The organism is Ruegeria sp. YKSF131, from assembly GCF_059612645.1.
Map to the genome: position 1 here is coordinate 1 of NZ_JBXWQZ010000008.1, position 20,961 is coordinate 20,961.

Genomic DNA, 20,961 nt, shown 5'->3' on the forward strand with positions numbered 1-20,961 from the left:
GATCATGGAGGTCAAGATCACACAGCCTGGCGAATCGGCCGGTTTGACCTCTCGTCTTGAAAGAGGTATGCGCGCCTTTGCGATTAGCGTTGACGTGGCCTCTGGTGTTTCAGGATTCCTGCGCCCCGGCGATAATGTCGACATCTACTGGACCGGATCGAGCGGAACGGTAGAAGGGAATTCTGGCGGCATCACCAAACTGATCGAAACCAACGTTCAGCTCATCGCCGTCGACCAGACCGCTGGTTCGGACGTCGCAAGTGCAACGATTGCACGCACAGTTACGGTCGCAGCCACACCGGAACAGGTTGCTGCGCTGGCGCAGGCGCAGAACACCGGTCGCCTGTCACTGGCCCTTGTTGGGGTGCAGGATGACTCAGTTGCGTCGGCAATCGAGGTGGATCAGCGCAAACTGCTTGGAATTACGGCAGCCGCACCGGAACCCGAAAAAGAAGTTGAACAGGTTTGCACGACACGCATTAGACGCGGCGGCGAGATTGTCAACGTGCCTATCCCCTGTACAAACTGACGCCAATTCAGAGTGTTACAAGATTGGAGCCGCATCCCTGATGCGGCTCTTTTCTTATTGTTGTTGCCAATTCTCCACATAAGGAAAATTCCAGAAACCATTGATTATTGCAATAAATTCGGATTTCGCGCAGTCTCTTAGCACATAGGGCAAAAGACCCAAAAAATGAGGCGTGATCGGAGAGGCAGGTCACATGACAATACGTTCCTGGATCAGCGCAACCCTGCTGGGGTTGTCGCTTGTTATGGGCCCGGTCGGCGATGCCGCCTGGGCTGAAACCCTTCGCGTGGTAAAAAAGGGCACAGTGGAAACGCTGGACGTTCCGATGAACCGCGCGATTGTTGTGGAAAGCGAACAACCGTTTGCAGAGCTCAGCATTGCCAACGCAGGCATTGCGGATATCTCTTCGCTTTCGGATCGCACAATCTATGTTTTGGGTAAGGCCCCTGGCCTGACCACACTGACACTGTTCGATGGCGCCGGAAATCTGCTGGCCAACGTACGTGTCCGGGTCTCGCCCGATGTAACCGAATTTAAAGAGCGTCTGCGTCAGATCCTGCCAAGCGAGCAAATCGAAGTACGCACCGCCAATGACGGCATCGTACTGTCTGGCACGGTTTCAAGCGCGGCCAAACTGGCCCGCGCACTTGAATTGGCTGAACGGTACGCGCCGGAACGTGTTTCGAATCTGATGTCCGTGGGTGGCGTGCAGCAAGTTATGCTGAAAGTACGCTTCGCCGAGATGAATCGCTCAGTCGCAAAAGAGCTTTCTTCAACGCTTTCAATTGCGGGCACTGATTTTGTCGGTGGTTTCAACCCGCAGAACCTTGTTCCCCCTGTCACCGTGGAAAATGGTGTCTTGTTGTTTGGCTTCGGGGTCGGATCAGCTCAGGTCAACTTGCTGCTGCAAGCCCTCGAGTCGAAGGGCCTTGTACGCAACCTTGCCGAACCGAACCTTTCGGCTCTGTCCGGGCAGGAAGCAACGTTCCTGGCTGGTGGTGAGGTTCCGATTCCGGTGCCGCAAGACGACGGTGTCGTGGCAATCGAGTACAAACCCTTCGGTGTCAATATGAACTTCATTCCGCGGGTTGTTGACGGCGACCTGATCAATCTTGAAATGGGCACATCAGTTTCGAGCATCGACACCAGCACGAACTTCACAATTAATGGAGACACCGTTCCCAGCTTTATCGTGCGGCAAGCCAAGACCACAATAGAGTTGCGCGACGGGGAAAGCTTTGCCATCGCTGGACTGCTTCAGGACAACTTTGTGGACCAGGTCAACCAAGTGCCGTGGCTGGGAGATGTGCCGGTTCTGGGGGCCTTGTTCCGCAGCGCTGATTATCAGCGTGAACAAAGTGAACTTGTCATCATCATCACGGCGCATCTGGTGACGCCGACGCGTGGCGAGGCGCTAGCCCTTCCCACCGATCGTGTCAAACCGCCCAGCGAATTTGACCTGTTCGTGAATGGTCGGGTTGCTCGTACACAGCGTCCCGGAGCCGGCGGAGCATCCGAAGTTGCCAAACAGAATTTTGGCAGCTCGTACGGCTACGTCCTAGATTGATCAGGAGGATAGGACCAATGCAGAAGTGGATCATCACACTGGGTCTTACGGTCGCCGTTGCCGCATGTACGCGCGAGGTCGGATACGAGATCGATGCCGGAACCTTCGGAAACGCGACATTGAACAATATACAGGTTCAAAACGGCGAATTGACCTATGCTCAGATTCTCGGCCGCAGATTTGCCGCAGATGTACCCAGCCAAGTGAACTTTGCCTTCAACAGTTCGCAACTGGACGCATCAGCGCAAAGCATACTGTTGCAGCAGGCTGACTGGATCAAACAGTTCCCCGAAGCCAGATTCCGGGTTTACGGACATACAGATGCCGTAGGTTCAACCAGCTACAACAAAAGCCTTGGGCTACGCCGCGCACAGGCCGTCGTCGCGTTCCTTGAACGACAAGGCATCTCACGTTCACGTCTTGAAGCCGTTGTATCCTTTGGAAAAACGCAACCGTTGATCGCTACACCGAATCGGGATCGCCGCAACCGTCGGACGGTAACGGAAGTTTCTGGCTTTGTTGACCGTCACCCGCAACTGCTCGACGGAAAATACGCGAACATCATCTATCGCGAATACGTTGAAAGTGCGACGTGGAAGAGCGTGATCGAGAACGTATCAACAACAGATACGGCCAACTAGTGCCGCAGGCATTGGTGGATAATACAAGCAGAATGGGCGACATCGTCGCCCATTTCCCTACAATTGGTTCTTTTGCGCCCAATTCTTGCCCAACTTCAAAGCAACATTGTGAAAAATAGGGTGACCTGCGGCCAAATTTGACCGTATTGGGGCGACAGCACATCAATCTGGCGGAATTCGTTCATATGACATGCTGAGCCCTCACGACGAGGATAGTGTTTATGACCAGCGCAACGCCGCAAGACGAAACTTCTGCAATCCTGGCCTGCACCATAAGCCGGGATGTCCAGAATTTCGATCTTCTGATTGAAGACATGGAAACCATTCTGGGCGAGCGCTGGGGCGACTTGGGTTTTGCCGAAGCGCTGGCCTTTTTCAGCCAGCCAGAAGCCGAAGCGCTTGAATTCGTTGCATTGGCAATCGACGGGGAAGATGAAGACAACCTGTCATTGATGGGTGAAATCATCACGCGGGCCAAGGAAAAGAAAATCAAGGTCGTCCTGATCGCCGAGGACGTCACACCTGCTTCGCTCCACCAACTGCTGCGCAAGGGCGCGGACGAGTTTGTCCCCTACCCGCTTCCGGAAGGTGAATTGCAGGAAGCGGTAGAACGCATGAAGCAGCCCGATCCGGTTGTCATGGCACAAGCCGCAGCTGTTCCATTGGCAAATGGCGAATCAAAGGAAGGCGCTTTGTTCGTCGTTCAGGGACTTGCCGGTGGCGTGGGCTCCACGACTTTGGCGGTGAACCTGGCCTGGGAGCTGGCCTGTGCATCGGACAAGGATGCCCCGTCCGTCTGTCTGATCGATCTGGATCTGCAATACGGCACGGTTTCAACCTATCTGGACCTGGCGCGTCGCGAGACGGTGTTCGAAATGCTGTCCGATACGGATTCGATGGATAGCGAGGTTTTCTCGCAAGCCCTTCAAACATATGAAGAAAAACTGCAAGTTCTGACCGCGCCATCCGACATGGTGCCATTGGACCTGATTACCCCCGAAGACATCCAGCGCGTGATTGACATGGCGCGCACACATTTCGACTATGTGGTTGTGGATATGCCCAAGACGCTGGTCTTGTGGTCGGAAACGGTCTTGCAGGCTGCACATGTATATTTTGCAATGATCGAACTCGACATGCGGTCCGCTCAGAATGCCCTGCGCCTCAAGCGCGCGTTGCAGGCCGAAGAACTGCCCTTCAACAAGCTGCGCTTTGCGCTGAACCGAGCCCCAAAATTCACCGACCTGAATGGAAAAAGCCGCGTGAAACGCATGGGGGAAAGCCTTGGCATCTCAATTGACCTGCTGCTGCCTGATGGGGGCAAGCCTGTCATGCAAAGTGGCGACCATGGTTTGCCGCTGGCCAATTCAGCCGCCAAGAACCCGCTTCGCCGAGAAATCGCGAAGCTGGCCAAATCACTTCACAGCCTTGGCAGCAGCAGCGCTGAAGCTGCGTAACATCATCCCAAGGGGGGATCGCCGTGTTCTCAAGATATAAAAAACAGCCAGCAGCGCAGCCCGTCAAAGCGGCAGCGCAGCCGGTCGAAACGGCGGCACCCGCCGCACAAGCTGCCCCCAGCCCCGCAGCAACGGCCGTCGTACGTAAACCTCAGAAAAAAACGGCTGAGGTTGCCGGGGCCGATCGTGATCGAAAACGCAAGGAACGGCTGAGTGAGATCAAGATCGAACTGCATCGCGAGTTGCTGGAGAACCTGAACCTAGCGGCTCTGGAGACCGCAGCCGAAGCGGAGCTACGAGCCGAAATCAGCGCAATCGCCAGCGAAGTTCTGGAAACCAGGAACATCGTTCTGAATCGCGATGACCGATCGCAGTTGAACAAAGAACTGTACGACGAAGTAACGGGTCTTGGTCCGCTTGAGACGCTGCTGCAGGACGATACGGTCAACGATATTCTGGTCAACGGACCGCATCAGATATTCGTGGAACGTGCCGGTAAGCTGGAAATCAGCGACATCACGTTCAAGGATGAAAAGCACCTGATGCGGATCATCGACAAGATCGTGTCTGCGGTGGGCCGTCGTGTTGATGAATCCAACCCTTATGTTGACGCCCGACTGGCCGATGGATCGCGATTCAACGCCATGGTGCCCCCTATCGCGGTAGATGGGTCTCTGGTTTCGATTCGTAAGTTCAAAAAAGACAAGCTGGGTATTGATGATCTAGTCAGTTTCGGTGCGTTCACCGAGGAAATGGCTGCCTATTTGCAGGCTGCCGTATCAACCCGTCTTAATATCATCGTGTCGGGCGGTACCGGTTCCGGTAAAACGACCACACTCAACGCTCTGTCCAGCTTTATCGACGATGCCGAACGCATCTTGACCATCGAGGATACGGCGGAACTTCAGCTGCAACAAACCCATGTGGGCCGGATGGAAAGCCGACCGCCTAACGTGGAAGGCAAAGGTGAGGTCAGCCCGCGCGACTGTCTGAAAAACGCCCTGCGTATGCGACCTGACCGCATCATCGTCGGCGAGACACGCGGCGCCGAGGTGATCGACATGTTGCAGGCCATGAACACTGGCCACGACGGTTCGATGACCACGATCCACGCGAACTCGGCCCGTGACGGGATTTCACGTTTGGAAAACATGATCGCGATGGCCGGCATCGAAATGCCCATTAAGGCCGTCCGCAGCCAGATCGCAAGCGCTGTGAACCTAATCGTTCAGGCCAGCCGATTGCAGGATGGTTCGCGCCGGATGACCTCGATCACCGAGATTACCGGTATGGAAGGTGACGTGATTTCGATGCAGGAAATCTTTCGTTTTCAACGTGTTGGCCTGACACCTGACAACAAGATCATCGGTCACTTTACGGCAACTGGGGTGCGCAGCCACTATTCGGAACGCTTCCGTCTGTGGGGTTTTGATCTGCCCGCATCCATCTACGACCCAACCACAATGTAGGAGAACCGGGTATGCAATTGCCTATGGAGGCGATCATCTATGTCGCCATCTTTGTGGGGGTTCTTGCCCTGGTCGAGGGCATCTATCTGGTTGCGTTCGGCAAATCCATCAGTCTGAACAGCCGGGTCAACCGGCGTCTGGACATGCTGGAAAAGGGTGCCGGGCGCGAACAGGTTCTGGAGCAGCTGCGCAAGGAAATGCAGCAGCACATGAAATCACAGAGCATCCCTCTGTATTCGCTGCTTGCTGACAAGGCTCAAAAAGCCGCCATTGCGTTTTCTCCCCGTCAACTGATCATGATCATGGCGCTGGTCTCGGCCATGGCGTTTGTGGGTCTGAGCATCGGTACCGCGACAGACACAGCGCTGCGCGCCGCGATTTCAATCGCCATCGGTATTGGCGGCGTTTACGCGTGGGTGAACCACAAGGCCAAGAAACGTATGGGAATGATCGAAGAGCAGCTGCCTGACGCGGTTGAGCTGATGGTGCGTTCGCTGCGTGTGGGTAATCCTTTCGTTTCGACAATTCAGGTTGTTTCGAACGAAGTTCAGGATCCGCTGGGAACCGAGTTTGGTGTTATCGCGGATGAATGCGCCTATGGTCGCGATGTGGGCGAGGCTCTGAAGGATATGGCTGAACGTCTGGATATGCAGGATTTGCGGTTCCTCGCGGTTGCTGTGGGTATTCAGCAGCAGTCCGGTGGTAACCTGGCCGAAATTCTGGCTGGATTGGCACAGGTGATCCGTGCGCGGTTCCGCCTGTTCCGGCGTGTCAAGGCAATCACGGCCGAAGCACAATGGTCAGGCAAGTTCCTGTCTGGCTTCCCAATTGCGTGTCTGATTTTCATCCTGGTCAAGGACCCAGGGTATTATGACGAAGTGTTGGACCACCCCTGGTTCATCCCTGCGTGTTTCGTTGTCGGCATTTTGCTGACACTGAACCTGATCGTCATGAAGATCATCACCAACATCAAGGTCTGAGGGCAGCACAATGGAATTTCTGACCAACATCAATGATCTGCTGACTCAACACCTGGGTGAGTTCGGCCCCCTTATCGTGGTGGGTGTACTTGGCCTGATCATGGTTCTTGTCGCTGTCTCACTGATCATGAGCCAGCCGGAAGATCCTCTGAAAAAACTTCAGCGGTCGAATGCGGCCCCGCGGGCAACGAAAAAAAGCAAGAAAGAGCAACTGCGAAACTCCAGTCGAAATGAGCAGCTCGAGAAATTCGCGACTTTTCTGGAGCCGAAAAACGAAGAAGAGTATTCGGCGGTTGAGCTGAAGCTGCGTCAGGCGGGATATCGGTCAAAAGATGCGGTCCGGTTCTTTCACTTTGCGCAGTTTTCGCTAGGTATCATTGGTATCGTTGTCGGTGTTCTGCTGATTACGGTCCTTTCAAACGGTCAGGAATTCACCGGTCAGCAAATGATGATCCGGGTGTTCGTGCCAGCCGCAATTGGTTATTTCGCCCCGAAATACTGGATCACACGCCGGGTCGAAGCACGCAAAGAGGCAATTACAGCAGGCTTTCCCGATACGCTTGACCTGATGCTGGTCTGCGTTGAGGCCGGACAGTCACTGGACCAGGCCATCGTTCGTGTGTCCGGTGAAATGAAATCCTCCTACCCCGATATCGCTCAGGAATTCGAAACCGTCGCACACGAGATGAAAGCCGGTAAGGACAAAGACACTGTATTGCGCGACTTCGGAGTGCGCTGCGGCGTACAGGACGTAAACTCATTCGTCACCGTGATGATCCAGTCGGCAACTTTCGGTACATCCATTGCCGAAGCATTGCGGGTTTACGCCTCTGAGATGCGTGACAAACGCGTGATGCGCGCCGAGGAGGCTGCGAACAAGTTGCCTACGAAGATGACTCTTGTCACAATGATGCTGACAGTTCCGCCACTGCTGATCATTCTGGTCGGCCCGTCGGCGAATGTCATTTCAACTTTCGGGCGCGCAGGATGATAAAACCCTATGAAAGCTGAATTCTGGTGCTTCCCGTCCGGGTTTCGCCGAATACTTAAGGCCACCGTGGTTTGCACCATGGTGGCTTCTTGCACAGAAGGCCTGTCGCCGAACGGCCTGGATGCGCCGGGAGTTGATCCCAGGGGACAAGCAGAAGACAATATCGAGGTCGGAAACCGGCTGATGGCTGCCGGTGAATACGAACTGGCGCTTGATACTTTTACCCGCGCCGCGCTGGACCAGGGTATGACGACACAGGTCTTGACCTCTCTGGGTACGGCCAATCTTGGGTTGCGGCGTTTAGGGCAGGCCGAGAAATTGCTGCGCCGTGCCGTGGAAGGCGATCCGGATTGGCCTGTTGCATGGAATAATCTGGGCGTTCTGCTGATGGAGAAACAGGAGTACCCCGAAGCGGCGCAGGTCTTTCAACGGGCTTACGCGCTGGACAATGGCGAAAGTGACGCAATCCGCGACAATCTGCGCTTAGCACTCGCAAAAATGGAAAATCCTGTTAATAATATCCCGCAAGAACAACAAGAATATACACTGGAGCAGCTTGGCGACGGGCAATTCGCGCTACGCAAAATCCAGTAATCGAGGCAAGAGCAGTAAAGGACGCAAAAAATGCGCCAGCAATTCTTGATTCCGGCTGTTGTTTTCAGCAGTCTGATCCTTTCGGCCTGTGCAAAGGAATCCGAAGAGGAAAAAGTGGAACGGACGTTTCAGGAAGTGAACGTTATTGACGAAACCAACCTGAACGATGTGTTGTTGAGTGCCGCCGACCCGAATGAGGCAGTGACCTATTTTCACGGTGCCACACTCAAGAACCCTGATCGCATCGATCTTCAGCGCGGGTTGGCAATATCCCTGGGACGCGCAAAACGCACCACCGAAGCGGCAGCAGCGTGGAAGCGCGTGACGACAATGAAGGGTACGAACGCCGCAGACAAGGTCGAGTACGCCGATGCGCTGGTGCGAAATGGCGACTGGTCTCAGGCCAAAACCGTTCTGGATACGGTTCCCCCAACGTACGAAACATTTAAACGCTATCGCCTTGAGGCGGTGGTCGCGGATTCCCGGAAAGAGTGGAAGCGGGCTGATCATTTCTATGAAACGGCCGTTGGGCTGACCACCCGCCCGGGCAGCGTAATGAACAATTGGGGGTATTCGAAACTGACCCGTGGCCAGTATGCCGAGGCCGAACGCCTGTTCACCGACGCAGTCCGCCAGGACAGCTCTTTGTTCACTGCCAAGAATAATCTGGTGCTGGCCCGGTCAGCGCAGGGCAACTATAGCCTTCCAGTGGTGCCGATGACCCAGGTTGAACGGGCGCTACTGCTGAATACGATGGGTATTTCCGCGGTCAAGCAGGGCGATGTAGAAACCGCGAAAAACCTGTTCCGCGAGGCCATTGCCACCCATCCGCAGCATTTCGATGAAGCGGTCCGCTCGCTTCGTGCGCTTGAAGAGGCCTGACACATGCAAATCCCCGCTGCGGCGGCGGCATGGTTCCTGCCCTTCGTGCTGCCGATCTGCTTTTACGTGGCCTTCACGGATATGCGTGAGATGCGGATCAAAAACCATGCAGTTGTTGCGCTGGCGTTGATTTTTGTCGTGGTCGGGCTGGTTGCCATCCCGCCCTGGTCCACCGGCACGGTCAGCGGTCATCTGTTGCTGATCAATGTGTCGATGCCGATCTATTTCTGGCACCTTCTGCATATCCCCGTGGTGTTGATTTTCGGCATTCTTCTGAACGCGTCAGGGGCAATGGGCGCGGGCGACGCTAAGTTTCTTGCCGCGTCCGCGCCATTTGTCTGGCTTGGCGATCTAAAGCTGGTGCTGCTTATTCTGACCGCCTGTATTCTGGCCGCCGTGGTCACGCATCGTTTGGCTAAAATCACAAGGTTGCGCACCATTGCGCCACATTGGGAAAGTTGGGATCGGGGCAAGCAGTTCCCCATGGGGTTCGCACTGGGTGGCTCGCTGGCCATGTATCTGATTCTGGGTACTGTTCTCGGTTCGTAAACTATCATCAGCGCGCCTTGCCGCTGCCTTTGTCCCGCCACAAAGCTGGGTCATTTTTCCTTCAAGTCGCCCTTATTCGGGCAGTTGGCGTTACAATTTGACGAACGAGCACCGCGCATGAATATGCAGACTTCCTCTGTTATGGCCCCCCCTACCCCGAAGGGGTTAAGCGAAATGAAGCTTCCGCTGGTGATGATGCGGGATATCTTGCTGAAGACCATATTCCGCAAGAACACCAGCACCGTGTCAGAAGTTTCTGCGGCCATATGTCTGCCTGGCGCTGTGACCCAGGAACTGATCGACATCGCACGCGAGCAGAAGCTGCTTGAGGCAATGGGGACGCTGAACGCCAACAGCGGCAACGAGATGGGATATCAGCTGACTGATGCCGGCAAGGCCCGCGCTCTGGATGCCCTCAGCCAGTCCGAGTATTTCGGTGCGATGCCCGTCCCGCTGGATGTCTATCGCGAGCAAGTCAAACGTCAATCGATCCGCAACATTCAGGTCACGCGCGACCAGTTGACCAACGCCATGGGCCATCTGGTTCTGCCCGACAGCCTGCTGGATCATCTAGGCCCGGCAGTCAGCGCAGGCCGGTCGATCCTGATGTATGGTCCGCCGGGCAACGGTAAATCGTCCATCTCGAACGGCATTCGCGATGCGCTGGGGGACAATGTCTATGTGCCCTACGCCATCGAATATGCGGGGCAGGTGATCACGGTCTACGACCCGATCGTGCACACCGCGATCGAGCAGGAGGCCGACGACCCGAACAGCCTGCGCCGCCGCAAACGTTTCGACTCACGCTATGTACAGTGTGAACGCCCGACCGTGGTCACCGGCGGTGAACTGTCGCTTAGTATGCTGGACCTGGTTTACAACCCTACCGCGCGAACCTATCAGGCACCGCTGCAGCTGAAATCCACGGGCGGCATCTTTATCGTGGACGACCTTGGCCGTCAGGCCGAACCACCGCAGGCGCTGGTCAACCGCTGGATTGTTCCACTGGAAGAGAACAAGGATATCCTGGGCCTGCAATCGGGTGAGAAATTCGAAGTTCCGTTTGATACGCTGGTCATCTTCTCGACCAACTTCCACCCGAACGAGATATTTGACCAGGCGGCCCTGCGCCGGATCTTCTTCAAGATCAAGATCGACGGCCCGAATCAGGAAAACTTCCTGAAGATTTTCGCCATGGTTGCGCGCAAACGCGGGATGCCGCTGGATGAGGCGGCGCTGGTGCACCTGCTGAAGGTCAAATACCCGACCATCAACAACATCTACGCCAACTATCAACCGATCTTTCTGATCGACCAGATGATCTCGATCTGCGAGTTCGAAGGCATCCCCTATCAGATGAGCCCCGAACTGATCGACCGGGCCTGGGCCAACATGTTCGTCAAAGACGAGAAAATCGTCAAATAACGCCGTGCCATTACCACTCTGGGGCGGGTAGTCTGCGTTCATGACGCAGATTCCCGCACGGATTGCCGCGTGGTTTTCCACCAAAGGCTGGTCCATCCACCCGCATCAGCAAGAGATGTTCGACCGCGCATTCAGCCCGGCGACACTGCTGATTGCGCCCACCGGTGGCGGCAAAACCATGGCCGGGTTTCTGCCGTCGCTGGCTGAACTTGCGGATGCTGGCCACAATGGATTGCACACGATCTATGTCTCGCCGCTCAAGGCGCTGGCCGCCGACATCAAACGCAATCTGCGCACCCCGGTGGATGAGATCGGCCTGCCTGTCAGGATCGAGGATCGAACCGGTGACACCTCAGCCACGCAGAAGAAACGCCAAAGGGCTGATCCACCGCATATCCTGTTGACCACGCCGGAAAGTCTGGCGTTGCTGACCTCGTACGAGGATGCCCCGCGTATGTTTGAAGGTGTGCAGCGGATCATCGTCGATGAAATCCACGCACTGGCTGAAAGCAAGCGCGGGGATCAGCTGATGCTGGCGCTGGCACGCCTGCAACGCCTCAATCCCGATCTGCGCCGCGTCGGGTTGTCGGCGACGGTGGAAGATCCTGTTGCGATTGCCCGCTTTCTGGCCCGCCACCCTGATCCCTGCCAGATTGTACAGGCCGACCCCGGTCCGGACCCGGATATCCGAATGCTGGAAACGTCGCAGATGCCGCCCTGGTCTGGCGGTGGCGCGGCTTATGCTATTCCAGCCGTGCTGGAGCAGATCAAGCAGCACAAGACCACATTGATCTTTCACAATACGCGCGCCCAGGCCGAGATATTCTTTCACAACCTGTGGCTGGCCAATGATGACGGTCTGCCCATCGGCATCCATCACGGCAGTCTGGACCGGCAGCAGCGCGAGCGGGTCGAGGCGGCGATGGTCCGGGGTGACTTGCGCGCCATCGTCTGCACCGGTTCGCTGGATCTGGGCATCGACTGGGGGGATGTCGATCTGGTGATCCAGATCGGCGCGCCCAAGAATGTCAAACGGCTGGTGCAAAGGATAGGACGGGCCAACCACCGCTATAACGCACCTTCCAAAGCCCTTTTGGTACCTGCCAATCGCTTCGAAGTGGTCGAATGCGTCGCCGCGCTAGAGGCCGCCAAAGCCCATGAGCTGGATGGGGAACCCCGCGGCCGTGGCCCGCGCGATGTTTTGTGCCAGCATATCCTGATTGCCGCTTGCGCCGGACCGTTCAACGCCGATGATCTTTATGCCGAGATGACATCCGCCGGGCCTTACGCTCAATTGACGCGGGCCGAGTTTGACGCCTGCCTGAATTTCTGTGCTACCGGCGGCTATGCTCTGCAAGCCTATGATCGCTGGCAAAGGCTGCAACACGGCGCCGACGGGCAATGGCAACTGCGCGACCCGCGCGCCGCATCGCGAATTCGTATGAATCTGGGCACGATTCAGGACACGGATACGCTCAAGGTTCGTCTGAAACGCAACCGGGGCGGCAAGCCACTGGGAGAAGTAGAAGAAGCATTCGCTGCCTCGCTAACGCCCGGCGACACCTTCCTGATCGGTGGGCAAATCGTGCGGTATGAGGGGCTGCGCGAGATGGTGGTCGAAGTCACGCGGCACGCTGACCGAAAGCCAAAGATTGCGACCTTCTCGGGCACGAAATTCGCAACCTCCACTCAGCTTAGCGACCGCATCCTGAACATGTTTGCCCAAACTGACTGGCCACAGCTTCCCCCTCATACGTCTGAATGGCTGGATTTGCAGCGCCAGATGTCCCGCCTGCCCCAGCGTGACCGGCTGCTCATCGAGAGCTTTCCCAGCGACGGGCGTGAACATCTTTGCGTCTACGGCTTTGCCGGACGAAATGCACAACAGACTTTGGGCCTGTTGCTGACAAAACGGATGGAGGAGACCGGACTGGCCCCGCTGGGTTTTGTCGCCACGGACTATGCCACACTGATCTGGGGTCTGGACGCGGTTACCGATCCCCGTCCGTTGCTTCAACCCGATGCACTGCGCGACAGGCTTGACACCTGGCTGGCAGGTAACGCCGTTATGAAGCGCACGTTTCGTGCATCGGCCACCATTGCCGGTCTGATCGAACGCAACATGGCAGGGCAGCGCAAAAGCGGGCGGCAGGCTACGTTTTCGTCCGATATCCTGTATGACACCTTGCTGAAATACGATCCCGATCACCTATTGATGCAGATCACCCGCGAGGAAGCCATGCGTGGGCTTGTCGATTTCGGTCGGATCGAAACAATGCTGGCCCGAATTGGCGACAGGATTGATCTGGTGCGGCTGGAGCGTGTTTCACCCCTGTCAGCGCCACTGTTTCTGGAGGTTGGCAAAGTGCCGGTGAAAGGCAGTGCCGAAGAAAGGCTTCTGGCGGAAGAAAGCGCGCGGCTGCTGCAAGCGGCGGGGTTGGAACAGCTTTGATCTGCTTGCGCCGGGCCCTGAAACAGGCCAAGAACGTATCATGAACGAACTTGAGTTTCCCTTTGCGGGTCAGCGCCTGTGTGCTTTGCCGTCCGGTGCGCTTTGGTGGCCAGACGAAAGCTTGCTGTGCGTGTCGGACTTGCATCTGGGTAAATCCGAGCGCGTCGCGCGGCGTGGTGGGCCTTCACTTCCGCCTTATGACAGCCGTGAAACGCTGGACCGCCTGAAAGATGACCTGGGACAAACGAACGCCAAAACCATTGTATGTCTGGGCGACAGCTTCGATGATCTTGAGGCTGCCCGGGCGCTGCCAAAATCAGAAATGCTAAGGATCGCGACCTTACAGTCCGGACGTCAGTGGATCTGGATTGAGGGGAACCACGATCCCGGTCCTATTGAGCTGGGGGGAACCCATCTGTTCGAATGGCACCGTGGCCCGCTTGTTTTCCGTCATATCGCGCAGGATCCCGCGCGAGGAGAAGTTTCCGGCCATTACCATCCAAAAGTCCGGATCAGGGTCAAGGGACGTCATATTTCACGCCCCGCTTTTCTGCTGAATGATCATCGCATGATACTTCCGGCCTATGGCGCTTTTACCGGGGGGCTTCGCAGCTCTGATCAAGTGCTGTCGGCACTGATGGGATCGCAGGCGATGGCGATCCTCACAGGTCCGCGTCCATACATGTTGCCAATGCCGCAATAGGTTCAGATCAGGCCATCCATTTCCAGCATCGGTTTGTATTTCCGGCTGACCGGAACCAGATCACCATTGATCAATTTCAGATAGGTTTTACTGCCTTCCCTTTCGACACTTACAATGGATGCGTCGGTGACCCAATGCGAACGGTGCGAGCAATGACCCGGGACAGGCTCCATTTCGGCAATCGCATCTGTGAAACGCGACCGGAGCGTGAAGGTGCCTTCTGAGGTGACAACATCCACGTTGTGATCCCGAACGGTCAAGCGATAGATCTGCCCGTTGAATCTGGGTGGCAAGCGTTTGACAAGTCGTGGTTTTTCAAGATCAGATTCAGTAATTGCCGCGGCATTCAGATCGTTGCGCTGTACAAGCATCAAGCCTGTCGCGAACAAAGCGCCATAAACCACAATCCTCTCGGCGTCCGGCGCCATATATCCACCACAGGTGAAAAGAACCCAGGCCAACATCCAAAGTGAAGGCGTGAACAATGCCAAGGTCAAAGAAACAAATGCCAGATCCCTCGCCGGAACATTCAGGAAAACGGGGTTCTTCCGCATCAGCTTTCTGGCAAGCCCGGCAACCGTCAAAGCAAGGACCATCACTCCCGCCCAGAATACAAGCCGCAGTCCAAATGACAGGTCAGAATCAAGGAAGGGTGGAAACGCATATGCAAGTAAAGGAAGAAAGACCAAACCCGCTACCACACGTTGCGGTGAAAATGCCTTCAGGATTATACTTATTTTAGACGTCATACCGCTTTTGTGCATGAATTAGCATAGCTCACCCCGAATGTGTCAAACACAATAGTGCCTTCACCTGTAACCAGCTGGGATTACAGGGATATCACGATTTGTTCGGCTGTCAAACCCATTCAGGGCGCTTTGCCCATGCAGTCAGGGGGCGATTTGGCTGGAGCTTTGCCTGCCAAAAAAGGGGGCCGGTCCGAAGGGTCCGATCCGGCCCCGCGTGTATCAGGCGGTCAGGCCTTCTGGTTCGGGGAGTTTGTTTGCGCGGCAGCAGGCGGTGAGGGTGTTAGCCAGCAGGCAGGCGATGGTCATGGGGCCGACGCCGCCGGGGACGGGGGTGATGGCGCCGGCGCGCTCGGCGGCGCTGGTATAGTCGACATCGCCGACCAGCTTGGTCTTGCCATCGCGTTCGATGCGGTTGATGCCCACGTCGATCACGGTGGCGCCTTCCTTGATCCAGTCGCCGGGCACCATCTCGGGGCGGCCGACAGCGGCCACGACAATATCGGCGCGGCGCACCACATCCGGCAGGTCCCTGGTGCGCGAATGCGCGATGGTCACAGTGCAGCTGTCCCCCAGCAGCAGCTGAGCCATCGGCTTGCCCACGATGTTCGAGCGACCGATGACAACCGCATCCATGCCCGACAGCGACCCGTGGTGATCGCGCAGCATCATCAGGCAGCCCAGCGGGGTGCAGGGCACCATCGATTTCTGACCAGTGCCCAGCAGGCCCACATTCGAGATGTGGAAGCCGTCCACATCCTTGGCCGGATCGATCGAGTTGATCACCAGATCCTCGTTCAGGTGTTTTGGCAGCGGCAGCTGTACCAGAATGCCATGCACCGCCGGATCAGTGTTCAGTTTGTCGATCAGCGCCAGCAGGTCCGCCTCGGAGGTCTCCACATCGAGCTTGTGCTCATACGAGTTCATGCCAACCTCGACGGTCATCTTGCCTTTCGAGCGGACGTAGACCTGGCTGGCCGGATCCTCTCCCACCAGAACCACGGCCAGGCCGGGGGTGATGCCGTTTTCCTCTTTCAGCTTTGCAACCTGATCGGCCACCTGCGCGCGCACTTTGGCGGCAAAGGCCTTCCCGTCGATAACCTGCGCTACCATCCTTTGGTCCCTTCTTTCAAAACCCAAACGGGCGCAGAACGCGCCCGGTCTTTACTCGGGGCCGAGCACACGTTCCTCACGTGCAATCGACCAGTCAATCAGAATGCGCCAGAGCGTTTCGGACAAATCGGGGTCCATCCCCGCCGCCTGCGAACTGGCGCGCACCTTTTGCACCACATCCTCGACCCGGTCCGGGATGCGGGCGGGCAGGCCCTCGCCCGGCTTAAGCTCAGACGCGCGGTCGATATAGCTTGCGCGCCTCACCAGCATCCCGATCAGCTGGCGGTCCAGCCTGTCGATCTGAACCCGCAGATCCCGCATCGAATGGCAGTCCTGCGGCGGTGTCAGAGTGGGCATCATCGTCTCCTCATGGCCCGGGGGTCCCGGACCACGAGATGTCTTATTCAGCGGCTTAGAACAAGCCCTCGATCTCACCTGCGTCATTGAGGCAGATGGTTTCCGCGGCCGGTTTGCGGGGCAGGCCCGGCATGGTCATGATCTCACCGCAGACAACCACGATAAAGCCTGCACCCGCGCTCAGGCGGACCTCACGCACCGGCACCGAATGGCCGGTGGGCGCGCCCCGCAAGCTCGGGTCGGTCGAGAAGCTGTACTGGGTTTTCGCCATGCAGACCGGCAGGTTGCCATACCCCGCAGCTTCCCATTCTTTCAGCTGCGTGCGGATCTTGTTGTCGGCCAGAACCTCGTCGGCGCGGTAGATGCGCTTGGCGATGGTTTCGATCTTCTCAAACAGCGGCATCTCGTCGGGGTAGATCGGCGCGAAGTTCGCAGACCCCCCTTCGACGATTTCCACAACCTTGCGGGCCAGATCGGCAGACCCTTCCGAGCCCAGTTCCCAGTGGCGCGACAGAACCGCCTCGACCCCGTGAGAGGAACAATAATCCTTCACCGCCTGAACCTCGGCATCGGTGTCGGTGACAAAGTGGTTGATGGCGACAACAACCGGCACACCGAACGACTTCACGTTCTCGATATGGCGGCCCAGGTTGGCGCAGCCCGCCTTGACCGCATCGACATTCTCGGCGCCCAGATCGGCCTTGGCGACACCGCCATTCATCTTCATCGCCCGCACGGTGGCAACCAGAACCACGGCAGAGGGCGCAATGCCCGCCTTGCGGCACTTGATGTTCATGAACTTCTCGGCACCCAGATCGGCGCCAAAGCCCGCCTCGGTCACCACATAGTCAGCCACTTTCAGCGCGGTCTTGGTGGCAATGACCGAGTTGCAGCCATGCGCGATGTTGGCGAACGGGCCGCCATGGACAAAAGCCGGGTTGTTTTCCAGCGTCTGCACCAGGTTCGGCTGCATTGCGTCTTTCAGCAGAACGGTCATCGCGCCTTCGGCCTTGATGTCGCGGCAATAGACCGGGGTCTTGTCGCGGCGATAGGCCACGATGATGTCACCCAGACGCTTTTCCAGATCCTTCAGGTCGTTGGCCAGACACAGGATCGCCATGACCTCGGACGCTACGGTGATGTCAAAACCTGTTTCGCGCGGGAACCCGTTCGACACGCCGCCCAGGCTGGCAGTAATCTGGCGCAGGGCGCGGTCGTTCATGTCAACCACACGACGCCATGCGACCCGGCGGGTGTCGATCTCGCATTCATTGCCCCAATAGATGTGGTTGTCGATCATCGCCGACAGCAGCGAATGGGCCGAGGTGATCGCGTGGAAATCGCCGGTGAAGTGCAGGTTCATCTCTTCCATCGGAACAACCTGCGCATAGCCGCCCCCCGCAGCGCCGCCCTTCATGCCGAAGTTCGGACCCAGCGAGGCCTCGCGGATACAGATCATCGCATTCTTGCCGATCCGGTTCAGACCGTCACCCAGACCAACCGTTGTGGTCGTCTTGCCTTCACCCGCAGGCGTCGGGTTGATCGCCGTCACCAGCACCAGCTTGCCGTCCTCACGACCCTGAACCGAGTTGATGAACTCCTGGCTCACCTTCGCCTTGTCATGCCCATACGGCAACAGATCATCACTGGATATTCCAAGCTTCGCGCCGATCTCCTGGATCGGCTTCTTATTCGCTTCACGCGCAATTTCGATGTCGGATTTATAGCTCATTGGCCGGGGTCCTTGATTGAATACCGTGCAAAACCGACGTCAAACGTCGGCGCTACGCATTCCATACCCTTGTGTACAATCTGATTAGCCATGGATTCCGACATTCTGGCGTCGCGAAGCGTCGTCAGGTCACTTCATCGGTAACTAATCGGAAACCTGCATATTTTCGGGGCTCCAGGCAGGCTGGTCCGGAACAAAGAGCTTGAGGTGATCGCCCAGTTGAATGCGCCCGGGACGTTCAATCCATCCCGTGACACCCCGGCGCCCGACGGCAGCGGGTTTGAACCCTGCACCATACCCCTGATGAACCGCTTCGATTTCGCGACCGGGCAATACGCAGGGTGCGTTTTCCATATCCACAGTGATCGTCAGCCCGTTGACCGCCTGAAGGCGCGAGGACGGCGGAATGTGCGAGAAATCCGGAACACCTTTCAGCACTATGGATACGCCCAGATAAGACGGGTCAAGCTGGTTCAGCCCCATGTTCTGCGCGATCTGCTGCAACTCTTCCAAGGACAGCACCGAAAGTTGACGAACATTGCGGATTTCAGTGCCCTTGGGATAGAGGTTCGAGACCCGAACACAGGACGCACGGTTCAGACCTTCGTGCCGTTCGCCTTTCGCGCCCTCAAACCCAAGATCCAGCAACTCCACGGGCTTGGCACGAAGCGATCCGCCGGCAGGAACAAGGCCCAGCCAAACGACTTCGGCTGCAAATTCGGTTTCCCGCAAAAACGGCATACGCGCTTCCCTACCCATTGGTGTCTGCCAGCGCATAATGCCCAGTAACGCTCTGATGGAAAGAGAAAAAACCCGGGTCAGAGCCCGGGTTCTTGCTGGTTATGCTGTCGGTTCAGGTTCCATCCCGCCCTCAGGCGGTGATTTCTTGGCCTTGGTCTTGGGGATGGCTGTCACGCTGGGCGCACTGCCCTCGTCCGACTTGTCGTTCCGGTCATCGCTGTCGCCGGGCGATTCCCCGTTCATGACGCGTTTGATTTCGTCACCGGTCAGCGTTTCGTATTCCAGCAAACCTTGGGCCAGACGTTCCCATTTTTCGTTATGATCGGTCAGAATCTTGTGCGCCTGTTCATAGCCTTGCTGGATCAGGCGCTTTACCTCTTCTTCAATCAGTTCCTTGGTATGAGCCGATACCGAGAACCCGGCAGTATTGCCCTGGTATCCCTCATGGGCCTCGGCATAGTCGATATTGCCGACCTTGTCCGACATTCCCCAGCGCATCACCATGGCACGTGCCAATTGGCTGGCCTGCATGATGTCCCCGGCAGGCCCGTTCGACACGTGATCTTCGCCATACTTGATGACCTCGGCCGCCTTACCTGCCATGGTCATCGCCAGCTTTTGTTCGCACTCATCCCGGTGATAGTTCAGGCGATCCATTTCCGGCAGCGAAACGACCATACCCAGCGCGCCGCCGCGCGGTATGATGGTCGCCTTGTAGACCGGATCGCACATGGGCAGAGACAGACCAACAACAGCATGACCCGCTTCGTGATAGGCTGTTTTTTCCTTCTGATCCTGAGTCAGCACCATCGAGCGGCGCTCGGCCCCCATCATCACCTTGTCCTTGGCGTTTTCAAAATCTTCCATGGTGACAAAGCGACGGCCCACGCGCGCCGCCATCAACGCGGCCTCGTTCACGAGGTTGGCCAGATCCGCACCCGAGAAGCCCGGCGTACCGCGCGCGATGATGCGCAGATCAACATCGGGACCCAGCGGTGTCTTGCGTGCGTGAACGCCCAGAATTTTCTCGCGGCCCTTGATGTCCGGGTTGCCGACTGTGACCTGACGGTCGAACCGGCCCGGTCGCAGCAGCGCAGGGTCCAGAACGTCCTTGCGGTTGGTGGCTGCCAGAATGATCACACCTTCGTTGGCCTCAAACCCGTCCATTTCGACCAGCAACTGGTTGAGCGTTTGTTCACGCTCGTCATTGCCGCCGCCATACCCGGCGCCGCGATGACGACCCACAGCGTCAATCTCATCGATAAACACGATACAGGGCGCATTCTTTTTCGCTTGCTCGAACATGTCGCGCACGCGAGACGCACCCACACCAACGAACATTTCGACAAAATCCGAACCCGAGATGGTGAAGAACGGCACGCCCGCCTCACCCGCAATGGCACGGGCCAGCAGCGTCTTACCGGTACCCGGAGGGCCAACCAGCAGCGCGCCCTTGGGGATCTTGCCACCAAGGCGGCTGAACTTCTGCGGGTTTCGCAGGAACTCGACAATCTCTTCCAGCTCTTCCTTGGCTTCGTCGATACCGGCAACATCATCAAAGGTCACGCGGCCATGCTTTTCAGTCAGCATCTTGGCCTTGGACTTGCCAAAGCCCATCGCGCCACCTTTGCCGCCGCCCTGCATCCGGTTCATGAAATAGACCCAGACACCAATCAGCAGCAGGAAAGGCAGCAGCGTGATCAGGAACGATTGAAACCCTGATTGCTGCTGTTTTACGGCCTGGACTGGTATGTTTTCCTCGATCAGAAGCTTGGTCACTTCGGCGTCGCCGGGTTTGATCGTGACATAGCTGGCACCGCTTTGCAGGGTATAGCGAATCTGCTCACCATCCAGGGTCACATTCTTGACTTCACCGCTTTGGACGGCACCGACAAAGTCGGAATAGGTTTTCTCGTTGTTCTGAAGCGTTCCGCCCGGTCCACTGAACAGATTGAACAGTGCAAGGATGAGCAGGAACAAAACGACCCAAAACGCGATATTGCGAGCGTTGCCCAAGGAAATTCTCCTAAAAG

The 20,961-nt window shown here is 57.0% G+C and carries 19 protein-coding genes; 13 read left to right on the forward strand and 6 right to left on the reverse strand.

Translation table 11 applies throughout. The annotated features are described in order from the left end of the window. From cpaB to pdeM, 13 genes are all read left to right on the forward strand, one after another. Nucleotides 1-529, forward strand: a 529-nt coding sequence (cpaB, locus tag AC2FLZ_RS04710; protein ID WP_496881882.1) for a Flp pilus assembly protein CpaB, incomplete at its 5' end; no start/stop codon positions are given. Nucleotides 530-722: 193 nt separating this feature from the next. Next, entirely contained in the window at nucleotides 723-2,096 is a 1,374-nt protein-coding gene (locus tag AC2FLZ_RS04715; protein ID WP_496881883.1) for a type II and III secretion system protein family protein, read from the forward strand. Between the two features lie 17 nt (nucleotides 2,097-2,113). After that, on the forward strand, nucleotides 2,114-2,737 hold the full coding sequence (locus tag AC2FLZ_RS04720) for an OmpA family protein (RefSeq protein WP_480554477.1): 624 nt from the start codon (nucleotides 2,114-2,116) through the stop codon (nucleotides 2,735-2,737). Between the two features lie 221 nt (nucleotides 2,738-2,958). Next, a complete protein-coding gene (locus tag AC2FLZ_RS04725; RefSeq protein ID WP_480518844.1) occupies nucleotides 2,959-4,194 on the forward strand; it encodes a CpaE/TadZ family protein in 1,236 nt (411 codons plus the stop codon). A gap of 23 nt (nucleotides 4,195-4,217) precedes the next feature. Continuing rightward, the gene (locus tag AC2FLZ_RS04730) at nucleotides 4,218-5,663 is read left to right on the forward strand and encodes a TadA family conjugal transfer-associated ATPase (protein ID WP_480473713.1); all 1,446 of its coding nucleotides are present in this window, start codon (nucleotides 4,218-4,220) and stop codon (nucleotides 5,661-5,663) included. An 11-nt stretch (nucleotides 5,664-5,674) separates the two neighbouring features. Then, nucleotides 5,675-6,643 carry a type II secretion system F family protein gene (locus AC2FLZ_RS04735; RefSeq protein ID WP_480518841.1) on the forward strand — a complete coding sequence of 323 codons (969 nt, stop codon included), beginning with the start codon at nucleotides 5,675-5,677 and terminating at the stop codon, nucleotides 6,641-6,643. Between the two features lie 10 nt (nucleotides 6,644-6,653). Next, nucleotides 6,654-7,634 (forward strand): type II secretion system F family protein, encoded by a 981-nt coding sequence (locus AC2FLZ_RS04740; protein ID WP_480604995.1) that lies wholly within the window; start codon nucleotides 6,654-6,656, stop codon nucleotides 7,632-7,634. A gap of 9 nt (nucleotides 7,635-7,643) precedes the next feature. Continuing rightward, nucleotides 7,644-8,228: a tetratricopeptide repeat protein gene (locus AC2FLZ_RS04745; protein WP_480473716.1), complete on the forward strand. Its 585-nt coding sequence runs from the start codon at nucleotides 7,644-7,646 to the stop codon at nucleotides 8,226-8,228. 30 nt (nucleotides 8,229-8,258) lie between these two features. After that, entirely contained in the window at nucleotides 8,259-9,110 is an 852-nt protein-coding gene (locus AC2FLZ_RS04750) for a tetratricopeptide repeat protein (RefSeq protein WP_496881884.1), read from the forward strand. Nucleotides 9,111-9,113: 3 nt separating this feature from the next. Then, nucleotides 9,114-9,659 (forward strand): prepilin peptidase, encoded by a 546-nt coding sequence (locus tag AC2FLZ_RS04755; RefSeq protein ID WP_480554478.1) that lies wholly within the window; start codon nucleotides 9,114-9,116, stop codon nucleotides 9,657-9,659. 117 nt (nucleotides 9,660-9,776) lie between these two features. Further along, nucleotides 9,777-11,084: a DUF8689 domain-containing protein gene (locus AC2FLZ_RS04760; RefSeq protein WP_480473719.1), complete on the forward strand. Its 1,308-nt coding sequence runs from the start codon at nucleotides 9,777-9,779 to the stop codon at nucleotides 11,082-11,084. A 40-nt stretch (nucleotides 11,085-11,124) separates the two neighbouring features. Further along, a complete protein-coding gene (locus tag AC2FLZ_RS04765; protein WP_480554479.1) occupies nucleotides 11,125-13,536 on the forward strand; it encodes a ligase-associated DNA damage response DEXH box helicase in 2,412 nt (803 codons plus the stop codon). 40 nt (nucleotides 13,537-13,576) lie between these two features. Beyond that, nucleotides 13,577-14,239: a ligase-associated DNA damage response endonuclease PdeM gene (gene pdeM / locus AC2FLZ_RS04770; RefSeq protein WP_496808837.1), complete on the forward strand. Its 663-nt coding sequence runs from the start codon at nucleotides 13,577-13,579 to the stop codon at nucleotides 14,237-14,239. 2 nt (nucleotides 14,240-14,241) lie between these two features. Here the strand turns inward: pdeM and AC2FLZ_RS04775 are convergent, their stop codons facing one another. The 6 genes from AC2FLZ_RS04775 to ftsH form a co-directional block, all read right to left on the reverse strand. Next, nucleotides 14,242-14,835 (reverse strand): LytTR family DNA-binding domain-containing protein, encoded by a 594-nt coding sequence (locus tag AC2FLZ_RS04775; RefSeq protein ID WP_496881885.1) that lies wholly within the window; start codon nucleotides 14,833-14,835, stop codon nucleotides 14,242-14,244. A 372-nt stretch (nucleotides 14,836-15,207) separates the two neighbouring features. Beyond that, on the reverse strand, nucleotides 15,208-16,098 hold the full coding sequence (gene folD / locus AC2FLZ_RS04780; protein WP_480554481.1) for a bifunctional methylenetetrahydrofolate dehydrogenase/methenyltetrahydrofolate cyclohydrolase FolD: 891 nt from the start codon (nucleotides 16,096-16,098) through the stop codon (nucleotides 15,208-15,210). A 51-nt stretch (nucleotides 16,099-16,149) separates the two neighbouring features. Then, nucleotides 16,150-16,455 carry a chorismate mutase gene (locus tag AC2FLZ_RS04785; protein ID WP_480473724.1) on the reverse strand — a complete coding sequence of 102 codons (306 nt, stop codon included), beginning with the start codon at nucleotides 16,453-16,455 and terminating at the stop codon, nucleotides 16,150-16,152. Between the two features lie 55 nt (nucleotides 16,456-16,510). After that, on the reverse strand, nucleotides 16,511-18,187 hold the full coding sequence (locus AC2FLZ_RS04790; protein WP_480586122.1) for a formate--tetrahydrofolate ligase: 1,677 nt from the start codon (nucleotides 18,185-18,187) through the stop codon (nucleotides 16,511-16,513). A 144-nt stretch (nucleotides 18,188-18,331) separates the two neighbouring features. Next, entirely contained in the window at nucleotides 18,332-18,928 is a 597-nt protein-coding gene (locus tag AC2FLZ_RS04795) for an MOSC domain-containing protein (protein WP_496881896.1), read from the reverse strand. Between the two features lie 99 nt (nucleotides 18,929-19,027). Beyond that, nucleotides 19,028-20,944 (reverse strand): ATP-dependent zinc metalloprotease FtsH, encoded by a 1,917-nt coding sequence (gene ftsH / locus AC2FLZ_RS04800; protein WP_496881886.1) that lies wholly within the window; start codon nucleotides 20,942-20,944, stop codon nucleotides 19,028-19,030. Between the last annotated feature and the right edge of the window lie 17 nt (nucleotides 20,945-20,961).

Bases quoted from the DNA above. Each gene is read 5' to 3' on its own strand.
- AC2FLZ_RS04715 (WP_496881883.1), top strand. From the start codon at position 723: ATGACAATACGTTCCTGGATCAGCGCAACCCTGCTGGGGTTGTCGCTT.
- AC2FLZ_RS04720 (WP_480554477.1), top strand. From the start codon at position 2,114: ATGCAGAAGTGGATCATCACACTGGGTCTTACGGTCGCCGTTGCCGCA.
- AC2FLZ_RS04725 (WP_480518844.1), top strand. From the start codon at position 2,959: ATGACCAGCGCAACGCCGCAAGACGAAACTTCTGCAATCCTGGCCTGC.
- AC2FLZ_RS04735 (WP_480518841.1), top strand. From the start codon at position 5,675: ATGCAATTGCCTATGGAGGCGATCATCTATGTCGCCATCTTTGTGGGG.
- AC2FLZ_RS04740 (WP_480604995.1), top strand. From the start codon at position 6,654: ATGGAATTTCTGACCAACATCAATGATCTGCTGACTCAACACCTGGGT.
- AC2FLZ_RS04745 (WP_480473716.1), top strand. From the start codon at position 7,644: ATGAAAGCTGAATTCTGGTGCTTCCCGTCCGGGTTTCGCCGAATACTT.
- AC2FLZ_RS04750 (WP_496881884.1), top strand. From the start codon at position 8,259: ATGCGCCAGCAATTCTTGATTCCGGCTGTTGTTTTCAGCAGTCTGATC.
- AC2FLZ_RS04755 (WP_480554478.1), top strand. From the start codon at position 9,114: ATGCAAATCCCCGCTGCGGCGGCGGCATGGTTCCTGCCCTTCGTGCTG.
- AC2FLZ_RS04760 (WP_480473719.1), top strand. From the start codon at position 9,777: ATGAATATGCAGACTTCCTCTGTTATGGCCCCCCCTACCCCGAAGGGG.
- AC2FLZ_RS04765 (WP_480554479.1), top strand. From the start codon at position 11,125: ATGACGCAGATTCCCGCACGGATTGCCGCGTGGTTTTCCACCAAAGGC.
- pdeM (WP_496808837.1), top strand. From the start codon at position 13,577: ATGAACGAACTTGAGTTTCCCTTTGCGGGTCAGCGCCTGTGTGCTTTG.
- AC2FLZ_RS04775 (WP_496881885.1), bottom strand. From the start codon at position 14,835: ATGGTCCTTGCTTTGACGGTTGCCGGGCTTGCCAGAAAGCTGATGCGG.
- folD (WP_480554481.1), bottom strand. From the start codon at position 16,098: ATGGTAGCGCAGGTTATCGACGGGAAGGCCTTTGCCGCCAAAGTGCGC.
- AC2FLZ_RS04785 (WP_480473724.1), bottom strand. From the start codon at position 16,455: ATGCCCACTCTGACACCGCCGCAGGACTGCCATTCGATGCGGGATCTG.
- AC2FLZ_RS04790 (WP_480586122.1), bottom strand. From the start codon at position 18,187: ATGAGCTATAAATCCGACATCGAAATTGCGCGTGAAGCGAATAAGAAG.
- AC2FLZ_RS04795 (WP_496881896.1), bottom strand. From the start codon at position 18,928: ATGCCGTTTTTGCGGGAAACCGAATTTGCAGCCGAAGTCGTTTGGCTG.